Here is a 16,061-nt window from a genome sequence, read left to right as displayed (position 1 = left end):
TGATTTTCTTACCCCTCCATCGTGATCATCGCCCTTGTGCAGACGCCTCCTACGGGCGGGTTGAATTTTGAAACTTTTACCGTAATGTTTGCTACAACGGGATAATGCTCTCTGATGCGCTCTATTACTGTAAAGCCTATGTGCTCCAATAACTTGGCTGGCTCCGTCATTACTTTGGAAACAATCTGATAGATCGTTTCGTAATTAACTGTTTCGCTGAGCTTATCTTCTTGCGCAGCTTTGTAAAAATCGGTTGTAATGATAATGTCTAACGCGTATTTATTACCGATTCTTTGCTCTTCGGGATAGTAACCGTGGTAAGCAAAAAACTCAAGACCTTCGAGGGTTATTGTTCCCAATGTATTTTAGATTTGATCAAAAAATGAGCCTCCGGTCTTCTTTGGTTGATTTTCAGGCACTCGAGGTCGGTTGACCGGCGTATTTTCCCTTACTCGCTCCGTTTCCCTGTTTCGCTCCGCTTCTCGTTCACGCGCTGTGCGTTGCAGTTCAGCTAATGCCGCTGCCGATTCCTCAGCTGCGGTTTTTGGCTCTTCTTTTAAGCTGTACGCAATTTCTTCTTCAACAGGCTCCGGTTCGGAGAACGCTTCCGGCTCAACTTCAACAACGTCATTAACCAGTAGCGGTTCCTCATCTTCATATGCTATCTGCGGAACGAATTCTTCTTCTTCGTCCACCATCACCTCTTCCTCCGCATCAACAACTTCAAATAAAACCTGAGGCTTCTCATCCTGCAAAACCACTTCTTCCTCAATTTCTGATGCTTCTTCTAATTGCGGAACTACCCTCGGCTCAACCGGGAACGAAGCTTTCTTAGGAATTTCAATCTCAGAAATATGCTGTTTGATCTCCTCCATTTTATTCAAAACAGATTGCTTGTCATATTTCTGTTCGAATCTTTCCACCGTTTCGATAGTGTTATTGGCGAGCGACGAAAGTTGTACGATAAGATTATCCCGGAAGTTTTCAATCGCCCGGAAATCACGCTCCTGCAACTTCACTTCGGCGGCGAATTCGTCCTTAAAACGTTTTAAACGATCTTCCGTTTCGCGGATAACCTGATTGGTCCTGTCCTCTGCTTCGGCTACCAGGTCGTTGGCTGTTGTCCTGGATTCTTCAATCCGTTTTTCAGCATTTTCATTGGCCTCTTTTTCAATCAGCCTACTGGTATCTTCCGCCGCTTTTAACGTTCTGAACAGCGTAGACTCAATATCTTTTAGCTTGGCAAGCTCCTTTTCGGCATACTCAAGTTGCATTTTCAACAAGCTGTTCTCGCTGGAAAAGCGCTCCCATTCCTGAGACAATGAGTTAAGAAAAGCATCTACTTCGTCCGGGTCGTAACCTCTGAAAATCTTCTCAAAAGTATGCTTGCGTATGTCTATAGCGGATATTTTCATGATGCATTCTATGCTTTGGTACTTAGTTAAAAACGGTCGTGTAAGTTAAAGATATATGAATCATTTTTCAAAGTATTTACCAATAATACCATATTATAAGTATACTAGTCAGCCACTTCCCAAACCGAAATCATTCGGTCGTCGCTGCACGAAATCAACTGGTTTTCATAGCTCGTCCAGAGCAGTTTGTTAACCGAAGTTCCATGCCCTGCATGCCTGGCACGATCAATGATCTTTTTGAGTTTAAAAGTAACAGCATCCCAAATCTTTACCGATTTGTCCATGCTGCAGGAGGCGAATAATGTGCGGTTGGGGCTGAAAGTAATGTCATTGACCGCATATAAATGTGCCGGAATGTCCAAAACCATCCCATAAGCATCATTTACATCCCATATTTTGATGTGTGCATCCCGGCCGGTTGTGAACAGATATTTGCCGTCCGGTGAATACTTAACGGAAAATACCGAGTTACCATGCGATTGGATCGTCTTTTTTAACACATAACCCTCTAAATCGAAGATATTGACGTTACAATCGCTATCTCCCACGGCAAACTCGCGCGTTTCGTGATTGATCGCAATCGTGCGAATGCTCTTGTTGGAGACCTTAATGTGCTTTTGAACCGCGAAAGAGGCAATGTCCATCACTACAATGACGCCGTCGCCCAATGCGATCAATGCTTTATTATCAAAAAACTGAATGTCGAAAATAGCGTCGGTCGTGATTTTCGACGTTTTTTCAATTTTGTTTCCGGCAATGTCCAGCACCTGGATGCCTTCGTAGTTCTGCCCGATCCAAAGTGCATTGTTTTCTTTTTCGAGGCCCAATGCGTACACGGAAACCCCCACGCGGGCGACCAGATTACCCAGATCGGGTTTGTTGAGATCCCATTGAATTACAAAACCATCACCGCCAGCAGAGTAAAAGCCATGAGAAGTGTTGTCAGAAATAATTGTATAAACACTGTCTCTATGACCGGAAAAAGTATCTACTTTGCGAATGTTCATGCTTTGCTTGCGATTGGGATTAAGCGTCAAAAATAGAAATTGTAAACAGAATAATTATGCCGCTCGTTCATTCCGAAATGATCGAAGAGTCCAGTACGCTGCTGCTTTGGAAACTCACAGAAACCGAAACAGAGCTGAAAGAAACCCTGGGTTATGCCTATAATGCGGAAGAACTTTCGGCGATCACACATCCGCAAAAATTGCGTGAATGGCTGGCAAGCAGGCTGTTGATCAAGATCATTGCCGAGCGTTTTGACATTAATTACATCGGGACTTTCAAGGACGAGCACGGCAAGGCATTTCTGATCGATAACGATTCGCACATTTCTATCACCCATACCAATGATTTTGTTGCAGTAGCCATTAATCCGCTGGCGGCTGTGGGGATTGATATGGAGAAAATGGACGCCAAACTGCAACGCACTGCCAAAAAGTATTTATCCCCACCCGAATTTGAACACGCTGGCGATGAAATGGCCTTGCTATGCGTCTATTGGTGTGCTAAGGAGGCGCTTTACAAGCTATATGGTAAGAAAAAAGTCAGTTTTCGGGATTCCATATATATAGAACCTTTCAACAAAGACGCTGTATTAATAAGAGGACGGCTGACAGACACGGGAAAGGTTATTGAAGCAAATATAACTGTCAGATGGTTCGATCATCACTGCCTGGCGATCGCGTTATAGATCGGGCATATCATCCAATGTCGACTTCAAGATTTTTTCGATCTCCCTTATCTTTTCCTGCTCGCTCGTTTTTTCGTAAGATAAAATCAGGTTACGCAACACCCGCTGTACGATTTCGAGGTTCGTGCAAGGTTGGTAAAATATCTCCTTCGATTTAATGTTCAGCTGCGCGATATAATGGTCTATGTCTGTTTTGGAAAAAATAATCCCGCGGTTGAAGACATTGATATAAAACTGCGTTTTGTCATTCTTGTAAGTCAGCACGAAAAGATTCGGCAGGTTAACGCCATAAACGGGCATTCCAAGCTTTCTGGCAATCAAAAGATAGATCACACACAATGTGATGGGGTTCCCTCTCCGGCTTTCCAGCACCACATTGATCATCGAATTGGAAGGCGAATGGAAATTCTTCGTGTTCGCCGCAAAATTCATCACTCCAAAAAAGATGCTGTTAATGCGCTTAATCTGGTCCACAGCATTCATTTCTTCCTGAAACTGGATCCATATGTCGTAATAAAGCTGCTCAATGCTGGTCCGCAGCTTTTCCATGGAAAGATCCGGATAATGGTAAGTTGAAATAATCCACATTCCTTCCAGCAGATCCAACGCACCTCCGTTTTTCCACGCCTGCAAGCGCTCAATCATAATGCTGAGCTGCAATTCGTGAATCAGTTCTTCTATTTTACGCTGCACAATCGGGTTGAAACTCTCCTCCCACTCAGTTTCAAGAAAAGGTATGACATTGCCTCCCAACGACAAGATTTTGCCCTCCACATGCTGGCTCACTTCATGATCTTCGTCATCAAGCAAGGATATCAGTGCTTTAATTTCTCTCTGGTTCATTTTCCTCAAATCTGCATTTAACAACCAACGGATAAATAAAAACATTTTTTTTTAATGGACATCAAATTTTCTACTTTTGCCCGGGAAAAAAGCTTTCAGACGGCGTGAATTTCGAATGTGAATACAGCGAAATTTCTATATTAATGCGTTTTCAGCCTTATTTTTCTTAGTCATCTATACCACAATATTTTTTTAATTAAGCAAAGAGCACATGAAAATTCTTGTTACCGGAGGAGCTGGCTTTATCGGTTCTCACACCGTTGTTGAACTGGATAAAGCAGGGTTTGAGCCAGTCATCATTGACAACCTCTACAATTCAAATCCCGGCGTTCTGGAAGGGATAAAACAAATAACTGGCAAGGATTTTCCATTTTACGAGATCGATTGCAACGATTCTGAGAAGGTCAGGGCGCTGTTTGAAAAGGAAAAATTCGACGGGATTATTCACTTTGCTGCCTATAAAGCGGTTGGCGAATCCGTTGAAAAGCCGCTGAATTACTACGAGAATAATTTAATTTCCCTACTTGTTCTCTTGCGTGCCGCACAGGAATTTAAAGTGCCAAACTTTGTATTTTCCTCATCGTGCACGGTTTACGGTCAGCCTGATGCCATTCCGGTAACTGAAAACACGCCGCGCAAACCTGCAAACTCACCTTACGGTAATACAAAAGCCATCGGGGAAGATATTATCCGCGATTACGTATATGCCAAATCAGGGTGTAAAAGCCATTTCACTTCGTTATTTCAACCCAATAGGCGCTCACGAATCCTCATTAATCGGTGAGTTGCCGAATGGCGTCCCCAGCAACCTGGTTCCTTTTATTACGCAAACTGCTGCCGGGCTTCGTCAATCGCTGACCGTTTTTGGAAGCGACTATGATACAGCTGACGGAACATGTGTCCGCGATTTCATCCATGTTGTAGACCTGGCGAAGGCGCACGTAAAAGCGCTTGAATTGCTGGAAGAGCAGTCGGAACCGGATTATTACGATGTATTTAATGTGGGCACAGGCGAAGGGTTACACCGTTTTGGAGCTGATCAGGACATTCGAAGAAGTAAATGGTGTAAAATTAAATTATTCGATTGGGCCGCGTCGCCCGGGAGACGTGGAAAAAATCTACGCACAGTCGGATAAAGTGAATAATGTAATGAAATGGCATGCCGAGAAAACCATGGCGGATGCTTTGAAAGACGCATGGAACTGGCAACAAAAAATAACAACTCAAAAATGAAAAAGATCTTAATCACAGGTGGTGCAGGTTTTATTGGTTCACATGTTGTGCGCCGTTTTGTAAATTTCCATCCTGACTATCATATATATAACCTCGACGCCCTTACTTACGCCGGAAACCTTGAAAACCTCCGCGACGTCGAGAATGCTCCTAATTACACGTTTGTAAAAGGTGATATCGTTGATGCTGAGTTTATTGACAAGCTGATCAGCGAAAATGACTTTCATGGCATTGTGCACCTTGCTGCCGAAAGCCACGTGGACCGGTCCATTTCTGATCCGATGTCATTTGTGATGACCAATGTGGTGGGAACAGTTAACCTTTTGAATGCTGCTAAAAAAGCATGGAAAGACGATTTCACAGACCGCCGTTTTTACCATGTTTCCACCGATGAAGTGTATGGTGAACTGCACGACCCGGGCACATTCTTCGTGGAAACGACCAAATATGATCCACGCTCGCCTTACTCAGCTTCAAAAGCGTCTTCTGACCATTTTGTAAGGGCTTACCATAACACTTACAAGCTGCCGGTCGTTATTTCCAATTGCTCCAATAATTACGGCCCTAACCACTTCCCTGAGAAGCTGATCCCGCTGATGATTCACAACATTATCCAGCAAAAACCGCTTCCTGTTTATGGAAAAGGGGAAAATATCCGTGACTGGCTCTTTGTGGAAGACCACGCCATTGCCATTGACGTAATTTACCATGATGGCAAAAATGGTGAAACCTATAACATCGGCGGCCATAACGAGTGGAAAAACCTGGATCTTGTTCTGTTGCTCTGCAGCATTATGGACCGCAAGCTGGGCCGCGAAAAAGGCGAAACCGAAAAACTGATTACTTATGTGACCGACCGCGCCGGACACGACCTGCGTTACGCGATCGATGCCACCAAACTTTCCGAAGAACTGGGCTGGAAACCATCCTTGCAATTTGAAGAAGGATTGGAAAGGACAGTGGACTGGTATCTGAACAATCAGGAGTGGCTTAACAATGTCACATCAGGCAATTACCAGAAATATTACACGGATATGTACTCGGAAAGATAATCCACCATACGCGTAGTCCCCAAGACAAACTCATTAATTTACGCTTACCAACGATCTCATAATGAAAGGAATTATTCTTGCCGGTGGATCCGGGACCCGTTTGCACCCATTGACATTGGCAGTTAGTAAACAGCTTATGCCTGTTTATGATAAACCAATGATTTACTATCCGTTATCAATCTTAATGCTGGCGGGCATCCGCGAAATACTGATCATTTCAACGCCTCACGATCTGCCTCATTTTGAAAAATTGCTAGGGGACGGCAGTCGCCTGGGTTGCACATTCACCTATGCAGTGCAGCCAAGCCCCGACGGACTTGCGCAGGCGTTCATCATTGGTGAGGAATTTATTGGTAAGGATAAAGTAGCCTTGATCTTGGGCGATAATATATTTTACGGCTCAGGCCTTTCCCAACTGCTCCAATCCAACAACAACCCGGACGGCGGGGTGATCTTTGCATATCAGGTGCATGATCCAGAGCGTTATGGCGTTGTGGAGTTTGATAAGGCCAATAATGTACTTTCCATTGAAGAAAAACCTGAGCAGCCCAAGTCTAATTACGCGGTCCCGGGTCTTTATTTTTACGATAATGATGTAGTGGAAATCGCCAAAACGATCCCTCCTTCCCCGCGTGGTGAGCTGGAAATCACAGACGTAAACCGGGTTTATCTCGAACGCGGTAAACTGAAAGTGGGCGTTTTGAACCGCGGTACGGCATGGCTTGACACGGGCACATTCCAGTCGCTAATGCAAGCCGGACAGTTCGTTCAGGTGATCGAAGAACGTCAGGGCTTGAAGGTGGGCTGTATTGAGGAGATCGCTTACCGCATGGGCTTTATTAGTGCAGAACAACTGCGTGAAATCGCCAAGCCATTGGTGAAAAGCGGCTACGGAACCTATCTTGAACGCATCGTTGCCAATGTCTGATTACACGATCACATTGTGTTTGGTTTAGAATCGGAAGAAAATGAAGTTTCTGGCAGAGGAAATTGAGGCGTATTCCGTAGCACATACGGAGGATGAGAATGCATTGCTTAAGTCTTTGAATCGCGAGACCCACGCGCACGTTCTCAATCCGCGTATGCTGTCTGGCCACCTTCAAGGCAGGTTTTTATCGATGATATCCCGGATGATCCGTCCGGACAACATTCTCGAGATCGGTACTTACACCGGATATTCTGCGTTATGTCTTTGTGAAGGGCTTAATGAAGGGGGAAAACTGATTACGGTGGACATTAATGAGGAGCTGGAAACTTTTACAAGACGCTTTTTTGAAAGTTCTCCCTTCGCGGATCACATTGATTATCAAATTGGTAAAGCAACCGACATTATACCAACATTGAACGAGACCTTTGATCTGGTCTTTATTGACGCCGATAAAATAAACTACACGAATTACTTCAATCTTTGCATAGAAAAAGTGCGGACTGGAGGTTTTTTAATTGCCGATAACGTACTTTGGAGCGGCAAGGTAATCCAGGACGATATCAAAATTGACAAAGACACCCAGGCGTTACTGGACTTTAATAAAATGGTCCATGAAGACAGCCGGGTTTCCAACATTCTGCTTCCTATCCGCGATGGGTTGATGATCCTCCAGAAATTATAATACACAAAACACATTCAGCCAAGCATTTACAATTTATGGCCAGGACTTTCATTAAAAACATCAAGTACATTACAGTTGCCTGGATGTTGCTGCTTAGTGCTAAAAGCAACGTCATTGCCCAAGCTTATCCCGAAATTCCTTCGAGCATTTTATTTGGCGGGATCACGGTAAAGCTGGACAGGAGCGCCCAGGACATCATTGAAGAAGATGTAAAGAACCTGATGTCCAATAAAAAGTTTTGGGAGGAAAAAATGGACCGCGCCGTGCTCCATTTTCCTATCGTCGAAGGCATATTGATGGACGAAGAAGTGCCCATTGATTTTAAATATCTGGCCGTTCAGGAAAGCTCTTTCAGACCGGATGTTGTGTCTTCCTCCAACGCAGTGGGTTACTGGCAATTTAAACCGGAAACAGCAAGAGAGCTGAACTTGCGTGTTGATGACAATGTGGATGAAAGAAAAAATATCAGCGCTTCGACTCATGCGGCTGCATGGTATTTGAAAAAAAATAATCAGCAGTTTAACAACTGGGTCACTACGCTTTACTCCTATTATCAAGGTGCAGGAGGTGTAAAAAAAGTAGTCCCCGATAACTGGTCCTATGCACGCGAAGTGACATTGAACGGAAAAACGGATCGCTATATGCTTCGCTTTTTCGCGCATAAAATTGCATTGGAAGCTGGTATCGAACGATATAGGACCGCCAGCAAGCTCGTGCTTTTGGAAGCAGATTACGGAAAAGGAAAGACATTGGATGAGATCTCCGCATCGTTGGGTATCGGATCCGCGGATTTGAAAATCTATAACAGATGGCTGACAGACGATAAAATACCGAATGACCGTCAATATATGGTCACCATTCCGGTTCCTGCCGATCAGCTTGCGTCTGTTCGTGAAAAACTGTCGTTGCCGCCTCAGCAAACCGCCGTCGCGTCCGTTTACGAAGACAGCGGTTATCCTGTTCTGAAGAAAAAGCCTGGGAACGCATCGGATCCCAACGGTCCTGAGTTGTATGAAATTAATGGTCTTCCCGGAGCACAGGCTCGCGCCGGCGACAAGCCGAAAACTCTTGCGAGCGCGGGTGATATGAGCGCTCCCAAGTTCATGCGCTTTAATGATATGCTTGCCGAAATGCCGCTTGTTCCTGGTCAGGTTTATTATCTGGCCAAAAAACACAAAAAAGCATCCACCCCATTTCACACCGCCAGACCGGGTGACACCTGGCATAGCGTTTCTCAGCAATACGGGATCCGTTTGGTAAGTCTTTTGAAATATAACCGCACAACAAGCCGCAATTACCCGATCCAGACAGGACAGGTTTTGTTTTTGACCAAAAAGAGACCTAAAAAACAACCGATAGAGATCATTGCCCCACCGCAACCTTCACCTGGCAAAAAGGATTCGGTAATATCAAAAAAAGAGGATGTTATAGCCGCTGCACCTTCGGCTAATGCAAACGCAATTCCGGATAAGCCATCGGGCCGTAAAAAATACACGCCAGTTCTGGTTGAAAAGAAAGAAGAAACGGCCGGTGCACCAGCAACAGCAACGCCTCCTGTAACCAACGCGCCGGTTGCAGCAGCAACGCCTGCGGCCGCGAACATTCAGACAAATCCTTCTGTAAAAACAGCCACAAATGTGCCAGCTTCTGTTCCCACCGAGCCTGTGAGCACGCAAGCCGGCGACCGCGTTGTGATCATTACGCAGGATAATGCGGATACATCTTTTAAATCGTCCGAAGAAAGACCCATAGCCAGCTCAACTTCCCCTTCGAAAGTGGTAACGCCGAATGACACGCGTGCCGCTTCCGAGACTTCCGTATATATGAAGCAACGGGCAGCGGCTGAGGAAAAAGCGGCTAAAGAAGCGGCTGCTGCACCTAAAACCGCAGCTACACCGGAAAAAGCATCTTTCCATACAGTCCAACCCGGTGACACCTATTTCAGCATTGCAAGCAAATACGATTTAACTCTAAGAGAGCTGATTGCTTTAAATAAAAATACACCGGGAAGGCTTGTCGTGGGCCAGCGACTGGTGGTGAGCAAAGCACCAGCTGCTCCCGAAACTGCAAGCACTGCAACAACCAATGAAACGCCCGCTAAAACAACGCGCGACCCTGAAAAAATAACGGTTGTTCGCACCGAACCGACAGAAACTTTCAAAACTCCCGAAGAAATCAAGCATGAAATCCGTACGACTGCCAGTTCAGGAAGCGAATTCCACGTGGTTCAGGGCGGACAGACTTTTTACAGCATTTCCAAGGCTTATGGATTGTCTGTTAAGGACTTATATGAACTTAATGACCTGAATGAATCGTCCCGGTTGAAATCCGGACAAAAGTTGCGTGTGAGGAAAGTAGAATCAGAAGCTCCGGCAGCTGCACCGTCATCGGACCGAGGCCAGTCAGGCATGAAAACACACACGGTTGCTTCCGGTGAAACGCTCTTCCGTATCGCACAAAATTACCATACGAATGTGGAAGATATTAAGCGACTAAACAATATGTCGGGAAATAGTGTTATGGTGGGACAAAAGCTGAAAATTCCACAACAATAATTATGATACTCATTGAGAATACATGCATAAGTGATGACATTGAAGACCAGCTTTTTGTCTGCAATCTGGACAAATGCAAAGGTGCTTGCTGTGTGGAGGGAGATTCGGGTGCGCCGCTGGACGAAGATGAGCTAGCTATTCTGGATGAGATTTACCCGCACGTTGAACCTTACCTGACACAGGCAGGCAAAGATGTCATCGCAAAAGAAGGGACTTATACCAAAGACTGGGACGGCGATTATGTGACGCCCATCATCAACGGAAAAGAATGTGCTTACGCGCTTTATGATGAAAGAGGCATTCTGAAATGCGGCATTGAGCAGGCTTATAACGACGGAAAAATCTCCTATAAAAAACCGATTTCCTGCCATCTTTATCCGATCCGCGTTACCAAATACGAACAATATCACGCGCTCAATTACGATCGCTGGGAAATATGCAGCCCTGCCTGCAGCTTGGGTCAGGAACTTGGCGTACCGGTTTACAAATTTCTCAAAGAACCGCTTGTGCGTGCTTATGGGCCTGAGTGGTATGGCCAGCTGACGCAGGAAATCAATGAGCGCCAGGAAAGCCGATTGAGAGAACATGAAGCAGGGAAATGATTTTTTCACCGACGTCTATGATGTTGTAAGGCAAATCCCCAAAGGCCGCGCTACTTCTTATGGCGCAATCGCCGCTTACCTGGGCGCAAAACGCGGCGCGCGGATGGTGGGCTGGGCAATGGGCAACAGCTATACCCAACATGAATTACCTGCCCACAGGGTTGTCAACAAACAAGGTGAACTTAGCGCCCGGCATCTTTTCGAAACGCCCACAACCATGCAGGAAAGATTAGAGAGTGAAGGTGTTGTTGTGAAAGATGATCGCATTCAGAACTGGCCAGAGTGTTTCTGGGATCCGGAAAAGGAGCTTGGCTGATAAAATGAAAGGCTCTTCATCCGGTTGGATGAAGAGCCTTTTCGTATTTTGAAGCTTATTATTGTAACGAGATCAATTTCTCGCTGGTGCTTTGGATCTGCACTTCTTTTACCAATTTTCTCTTGTTGTAAAACAATTCAAAGTAATAAACGCCGTCGTTCATTTGTTCCAAATCAAAAACACGACGGTATTTTGCGTCTTTATCATTAAAAACTTCGGAATAGAAAACCTTTCCTGCTTTGTCTTTCAAGACTATTCTTAATCTCTCATCAGCGGCTTTGTCAACCGACAGTTTAACCTTATTAGTTTCTTTCACTTTGTAGAGGGCAGCATCAAAAACGACCGCATTGGCAGCTGCTTTTTCTTCGTTGTTTTTCTTTTTGTCGGTTGTAAATGAAGCAAGAGACAAAGTAAGCGCCAGTGCGCAGAACAGGTTTGAAATGTTTGAAATTTTCATGGCTAATATAGTTTTCTAGTTATGACCGTACATTCGCACAGTTGACTATATACAAAAAAGGAATGTGCCAGTTTCATTTCCGAAGAAAATTCAACCGACACATCCCAATCATAACAAACTATATTTCAATAAGTTAACTATATTTTTAAAAAGATTTTACAAGTTGCGCCCACATTCCCAAGCTGTTCGTATCCGAACATTTACAATTGAAACCGAACGAATTCAAATTGAAAACCAGGCGATTTGAAGTTGCATGGGTCTAGATTTTATTTTTGCCCCTGCTTTCGTTAGCGATCTTCTTGATCATTGGCAGGCGGCTTGCCGGAATTAAATGTTTGTAATCCCAAAACGCCGACACGCAAACGATTTTCCACTCACCATTGATCTTTTCCATCAGCCTAACTTCCTTGCTGTGGTGAAAGTTCTTTTCCATTTTATCACTATTGAACTGGTCCCAGGTAAGATAGGCCACGTGATCATCGAAGAACTTATACTTTACATTTTTTCTTTCAACAATCGGATGGCTTGACACGGGTTCAGGGTTGTCCGCAATGTACTTTCCGATCTGCTTATTGATATCCTCCCAGCCTACATTGGAATCGAATGTTCCGTCATTATTGCTCCAAGCCTGGAACGCGTAGTCTGTTTGTGCGTAGTTTGCCTTCCATGCATTGTAATCTCTGGCGAAGAATGATTTGGTTTCGTTTTCAATTACATCGTTGATCGCTTTCTTTTCTTTTTCAAGATTCGCTTCGCGGGCAGCCTCACGGTTGGCTTCTTCTTCCTTGGTCTTATCTGTGCATGAGGCGCATAGCAAGACTCCTAGCATAAATACTGACAGTGTTTTCATACTATAAAAGTTTAGTTTGTTAAAAACAATTTTAACTCAACTTCATCTTTCAGTAAGCATCCATCAAAGGCGCGAATGGGCGTCAGATTTATCAGAAAGTTAATATTTTTTTGTATAAATACAAGAAATAAATCGGAAAATATGTAACCGATTTAAAAGAAAAAGACGATTTATTTTGACAGAATTCAACTATCGCACAAGCGGATTGGGTACGTAGCGTTTCGCCTTGGGGTCGTGTAGTAGCCAAAGCCCGATGAAAGTTATTAACCCGTTGATAATCAACCTTTCAAAGCCAAACTTGTATCCATTGAACCATTCAGCAGAATGTTCATTGATGATGTAGGTCATAACGGGAGCGAGGATACAAACCAGCGGCACCCATTTGTCTTTGACAGGTCGTTTTAAAAATGCCCCGAAAGAGAACAGCCCCAGCAATGGTCCATAAGTGTAACCAGCCAAATCAAACACCGCCGTTATCACTTCCTTACTATTAAGCCGGTTGAAAATCAGGATCACAAGATAGAAAACGACCGAAAACCCGATATGCACCCAGAATTTAATTGACGAGCGCTTCTCTTCGGGGCGCTTTTCAATGTTCATGAAATCGATACAGAATGCGGTTGTCAATGCGGTTAATGCGGAGTCGGAGCTGGCGTAAGTCGCCGCAGTAATGCCCAACAAAAACGTAATTCCGACCACCAGACCTAAATGGTTGAGTGCCAGCATAGGATAGAAATCATCCGATTTTGCAGGCGTCGGGATTCCTTGCGCTTCCGCATATACGTAAAGCAGCGCGCCCAGGGAAAGGAACAGGAAGTTCACGATTACAAGCACCACCGTAAACCAGAACATGTTCTTCTGCGCCTCGCCTATGTTCTTGCAGGTCAGGTTTTTCTGCATCAGATCCTGATCCAGACCGGTCATTACAATGGCTATAAAAACACCGGCGAAGAATTGTTTGAAGAAGTTTTTCGGGTCATTGGTATCCCAGTAAAATATCTTGGAGTAACCACTCGTCTGCACCCTGTTCCAAATGTCGCCAAAGCCATCCAGATTGAGTTCATTGGATACAAGGATAATGGTCAGGATCACGGCGGTGATCAGGAAAAAAGTTTGCAATGTATCCGTAACGATAATGGTTTTCACCCCGCCTTTGAATGTGTAAATCCAGATGAGGAAAATGGTTATAGCCACCGCAACCTCAAAAGGAATCCCAAGCGGCTTGAAAAGTGCTAATTGCAAAACCTGCGCGGCAACATAAAGCCTTACTGCTGAACCGATTGTACGCGAAAGCAAAAAGAATCCGGAGCCTGTTTTATAAGACCAAAAACCAAAACGCTGCTCTAAATAAGAATAAATGGATATGAGGTTTAACCGGTAATACAGCGGCATAAGTACCGTCCCGATCACCAGATAACCCAGAATATAACCTATAACAACCTGAAAATACGAAAATTGAATATTGGCAACCGCTCCCGGGACCGAAACAAATGTCACGCCGGATAGTGAAGTCCCGATCATTCCAAATGCTACAAGATACCACGGCGACTGCCTGTTTGCGGTGAAAAATGTATTGGTATCCGCCCCTTTGGATGTATAAATGGAGACCGTAATGAGCATCCCGAAATACGCGATCAGGATGACCAAGGAAATATATGGATTCATTAAAGCGGGTTATTTGTGAATTTTAGCGGCGCATTAAAAGGTTCTTAAAACTTCCGATACTCTGCGTTTTTGTTTAGATTTGCTAATCAAACAGAAATTTGGTTGTTATGCAAGCGCTTACAGACACTGAGGTAGAAATTCTGGATAAAACTGTTGAAACCGATCTTCAGAAGCTGGTTATCTACAATGATGACGTAAATACATTTGATTGGGTCATTGATACATTGATTGAAGTTTGTGGCCATACGAATGAACAAGCCGAGCAATGTACATTGATCATACATTACAAAGGCAAATGCTCAGTGAAAGAAGGTGCATTTGAAGAATTGACCGGCATGCGTAACGAAATTTGCCGCCGCGGGATCTCCGCAGAAATTCACTAGTCTCACTCTCAACTTTTCCTATGAATTACCCCTCACGTCTTATTGAGGAAGCCGTAAGTGAAATCTCCCGTTTGCCGGGAATAGGAAAAAAAACAGCGCTACGCCTGGCATTACATTTGCTTAAGAGAGAAGAGGAGCAAACCCGGTCCCTAGCAGAGGCGCTTATTAACATGCGGACCAAAACTTCGTATTGCGAAAAGTGCCATAACATTGCCGACGACCGGCTGTGCAATATTTGCAGCAATCCAAGACGTGACAATTCAATCATTTGCGTAGTTGTAGATACGCGCGATGTGCTCGCCATTGAGTCCACCAATCAATATAAAGGGCTTTACCATGTTTTGGGAGGGATTATTTCTCCGCTCGAAGGCATAGGACCGTCAGACCTGCAAATTGATTCACTAATAAAAAGAATAGAACACCCGGAAGACGCTGAACCTGTGAAGGAGATTATCCTCGCATTAAGTCCTACAATGGAAGGCGATACAACCGCTTTTTACTTGCAGAAAAAATTAAGATCGACGGGTGTAAAAATGAGTACGATTGCCCGGGGAATCCCGATCGGGGGCGACCTTGAATATGCGGATGAGATTACCTTGGGACGCAGTATCGTAAGCCGGGTGGCCTACGATTAAGAACTAAACACTTTACCGAAAGACTGTTATGAATAGAACCGACTTCTTAAAGACATTGGCAGGAAGTTCCCTGGCTATGAGCGCATTGTCCAGCCAGTCATTTGCAAATTCAGGAGAAGGCCTACAAGCTGAAATGGCACCGTTCAAACAAGCTCCCCTTCCTTACGACTTCGGTGCACTGGAGCCTAGCATTGATAAAATGACCATGGAAATTCATTATGGAAAACATCATGCGACTTATGTAAAAAACCTCAATGATGCTGTAAAAGGCACGGAATACGAGAAGAAATCGCTGGATGATATTATTAAAACCATTGGAAAAGCACCTACTGCAATCCGAAACAATGGCGGTGGACACTGGAACCACACATTTTTCTGGGAAGTAATGGGACCTAAAAAGGCTGCCGCTCCGGCGGGACCTGTTGCCGATGCAATAAACGGTCAATTCGGATCGATGGATAAATTCAAGGAAGAGTTCGCCAAGGCTGCAACAACGCGTTTCGGTTCAGGATGGGCCTGGCTGGTTGCCAAAGATGGTAAACTGGCGATTGGCTCGACGCCCAATCAGGATAACCCGTTAATGGACATTTCTGATTTCAAAGGAACGCCAATCCTGGGGCTGGATGTATGGGAACATGCGTATTACCTGCACTATCAGAACAAACGACCGGATTACATCAAGGCATTCTGGGATGTTGTAAACTGGGATAAAGTTGCTGAGAAATTGAAAAAGGCTTAGTATCAAAAATCAA

17 protein-coding genes and 1 pseudogene are annotated in these 16,061 nt (G+C 44.5%); 11 read left to right on the top strand and 7 right to left on the bottom strand.

Going from position 1 to position 16,061, the window contains the following annotated elements; genetic code table 11:
• Positions 1 to 8 precede the first annotated feature (8 nt).
• The 3 genes from folB to MUK70_RS28495 all read right to left on the bottom strand — a co-directional run bounded on the left by folB (position 9) and on the right by MUK70_RS28495 (position 2,422).
• Positions 9 to 359, bottom strand: a complete 351-nt coding sequence (gene folB, locus MUK70_RS28505; RefSeq protein ID WP_234657797.1) for a dihydroneopterin aldolase — start codon at positions 357 to 359, stop codon at positions 9 to 11.
• A 6-nt stretch (positions 360 to 365) separates the two neighbouring features.
• On the bottom strand, positions 366 to 1,415 hold the full coding sequence (locus MUK70_RS28500; protein WP_234657795.1) for a DivIVA domain-containing protein: 1,050 nt from the start codon (positions 1,413 to 1,415) through the stop codon (positions 366 to 368).
• Between the two features lie 104 nt (positions 1,416 to 1,519).
• Positions 1,520 to 2,422, bottom strand: a complete 903-nt coding sequence (locus MUK70_RS28495) for a WD40 repeat domain-containing protein (RefSeq protein ID WP_234657793.1) — start codon at positions 2,420 to 2,422, stop codon at positions 1,520 to 1,522.
• Positions 2,423 to 2,478: 56 nt separating this feature from the next.
• Between MUK70_RS28495 and MUK70_RS28490 the strand changes: the two genes are divergently transcribed.
• Positions 2,479 to 3,108, top strand: coding sequence for a 4'-phosphopantetheinyl transferase family protein (locus MUK70_RS28490; protein WP_234603970.1), 630 nt, complete (start codon positions 2,479 to 2,481; stop codon positions 3,106 to 3,108).
• On the opposite strand, the gene MUK70_RS28485 is transcribed toward MUK70_RS28490, so the two are convergent.
• Positions 3,103 to 3,951 carry a transglutaminase-like domain-containing protein gene (locus MUK70_RS28485; RefSeq protein ID WP_234603972.1) on the bottom strand — a complete coding sequence of 283 codons (849 nt, stop codon included), beginning with the start codon at positions 3,949 to 3,951 and terminating at the stop codon, positions 3,103 to 3,105. The two genes, MUK70_RS28490 and MUK70_RS28485, sit on opposite strands and share 6 nt — an antisense overlap.
• Before the next feature lie 211 nt (positions 3,952 to 4,162).
• Between MUK70_RS28485 and galE the strand changes: the two are divergent.
• The 7 genes and pseudogenes from galE (at position 4,163) to MUK70_RS28450 (ending at position 11,319) form a co-directional block, all read left to right on the top strand.
• Positions 4,163 to 5,184: pseudogene (gene galE / locus MUK70_RS28480) on the top strand (UDP-glucose 4-epimerase GalE).
• Positions 5,181 to 6,236 carry a dTDP-glucose 4,6-dehydratase gene (gene rfbB, locus MUK70_RS28475; protein ID WP_234657790.1) on the top strand — a complete coding sequence of 352 codons (1,056 nt, stop codon included), beginning with the start codon at positions 5,181 to 5,183 and terminating at the stop codon, positions 6,234 to 6,236. The pseudogene galE and the gene rfbB overlap by 4 nt, the downstream one beginning before the upstream one ends.
• A 61-nt stretch (positions 6,237 to 6,297) precedes the next feature.
• Positions 6,298 to 7,164 (top strand): glucose-1-phosphate thymidylyltransferase RfbA, encoded by an 867-nt coding sequence (rfbA, locus tag MUK70_RS28470; RefSeq protein ID WP_234657788.1) that lies wholly within the window; start codon positions 6,298 to 6,300, stop codon positions 7,162 to 7,164.
• A gap of 40 nt (positions 7,165 to 7,204) precedes the next feature.
• Entirely contained in the window at positions 7,205 to 7,846 is a 642-nt protein-coding gene (locus MUK70_RS28465) for an O-methyltransferase (RefSeq protein ID WP_234657786.1), read from the top strand.
• Positions 7,847 to 7,881: 35 nt separating this feature from the next.
• Complete coding sequence (locus MUK70_RS28460) at positions 7,882 to 10,401, top strand: LysM peptidoglycan-binding domain-containing protein (protein WP_234657784.1); 2,520 nt, start codon at positions 7,882 to 7,884, stop codon at positions 10,399 to 10,401.
• 2 nt (positions 10,402 to 10,403) lie between these two features.
• On the top strand, positions 10,404 to 11,003 hold the full coding sequence (locus MUK70_RS28455) for a DUF3109 family protein (protein ID WP_234603978.1): 600 nt from the start codon (positions 10,404 to 10,406) through the stop codon (positions 11,001 to 11,003).
• On the top strand, positions 10,987 to 11,319 hold the full coding sequence (locus tag MUK70_RS28450; RefSeq protein ID WP_234603979.1) for an MGMT family protein: 333 nt from the start codon (positions 10,987 to 10,989) through the stop codon (positions 11,317 to 11,319). Before MUK70_RS28455 ends, MUK70_RS28450 begins: the two co-directional genes overlap by 17 nt.
• Before the next feature lie 58 nt (positions 11,320 to 11,377).
• On the opposite strand, the gene MUK70_RS28445 is transcribed toward MUK70_RS28450, so the two are convergent.
• The 3 genes from MUK70_RS28445 to MUK70_RS28435 all read right to left on the bottom strand — a co-directional run bounded on the left by MUK70_RS28445 (position 11,378) and on the right by MUK70_RS28435 (position 14,291).
• Complete coding sequence (locus tag MUK70_RS28445; protein ID WP_234657782.1) at positions 11,378 to 11,776, bottom strand: hypothetical protein; 399 nt, start codon at positions 11,774 to 11,776, stop codon at positions 11,378 to 11,380.
• A gap of 259 nt (positions 11,777 to 12,035) precedes the next feature.
• On the bottom strand, positions 12,036 to 12,626 hold the full coding sequence (locus tag MUK70_RS28440; protein WP_234657780.1) for a hypothetical protein: 591 nt from the start codon (positions 12,624 to 12,626) through the stop codon (positions 12,036 to 12,038).
• Between the two features lie 189 nt (positions 12,627 to 12,815).
• Entirely contained in the window at positions 12,816 to 14,291 is a 1,476-nt protein-coding gene (locus MUK70_RS28435; RefSeq protein WP_234603983.1) for a sodium:solute symporter, read from the bottom strand.
• Positions 14,292 to 14,398: 107 nt separating this feature from the next.
• Here MUK70_RS28435 and MUK70_RS28430 point away from each other — a divergent pair, with 107 nt between their 5' ends.
• The 3 genes from MUK70_RS28430 to MUK70_RS28420 are packed head-to-tail and all read left to right on the top strand — an operon-like array spanning position 14,399 to position 16,048.
• Positions 14,399 to 14,674, top strand: a complete 276-nt coding sequence (locus MUK70_RS28430) for an ATP-dependent Clp protease adaptor ClpS (protein WP_082216086.1) — start codon at positions 14,399 to 14,401, stop codon at positions 14,672 to 14,674.
• Between the two features lie 20 nt (positions 14,675 to 14,694).
• Positions 14,695 to 15,309 carry a recombination mediator RecR gene (gene recR, locus MUK70_RS28425; protein ID WP_234603985.1) on the top strand — a complete coding sequence of 205 codons (615 nt, stop codon included), beginning with the start codon at positions 14,695 to 14,697 and terminating at the stop codon, positions 15,307 to 15,309.
• A gap of 28 nt (positions 15,310 to 15,337) precedes the next feature.
• Entirely contained in the window at positions 15,338 to 16,048 is a 711-nt protein-coding gene (locus MUK70_RS28420) for a superoxide dismutase (RefSeq protein ID WP_275975549.1), read from the top strand.
• Positions 16,049 to 16,061 lie beyond the last annotated feature (13 nt).

It is taken from the genome of Dyadobacter chenwenxiniae (genome assembly GCF_022869785.1).
Lineage (GTDB): Bacteria > Bacteroidota > Bacteroidia > Cytophagales > Spirosomataceae > Dyadobacter > Dyadobacter chenwenxiniae.
This window is presented reverse-complemented; position numbering and strand designations above follow the sequence as displayed.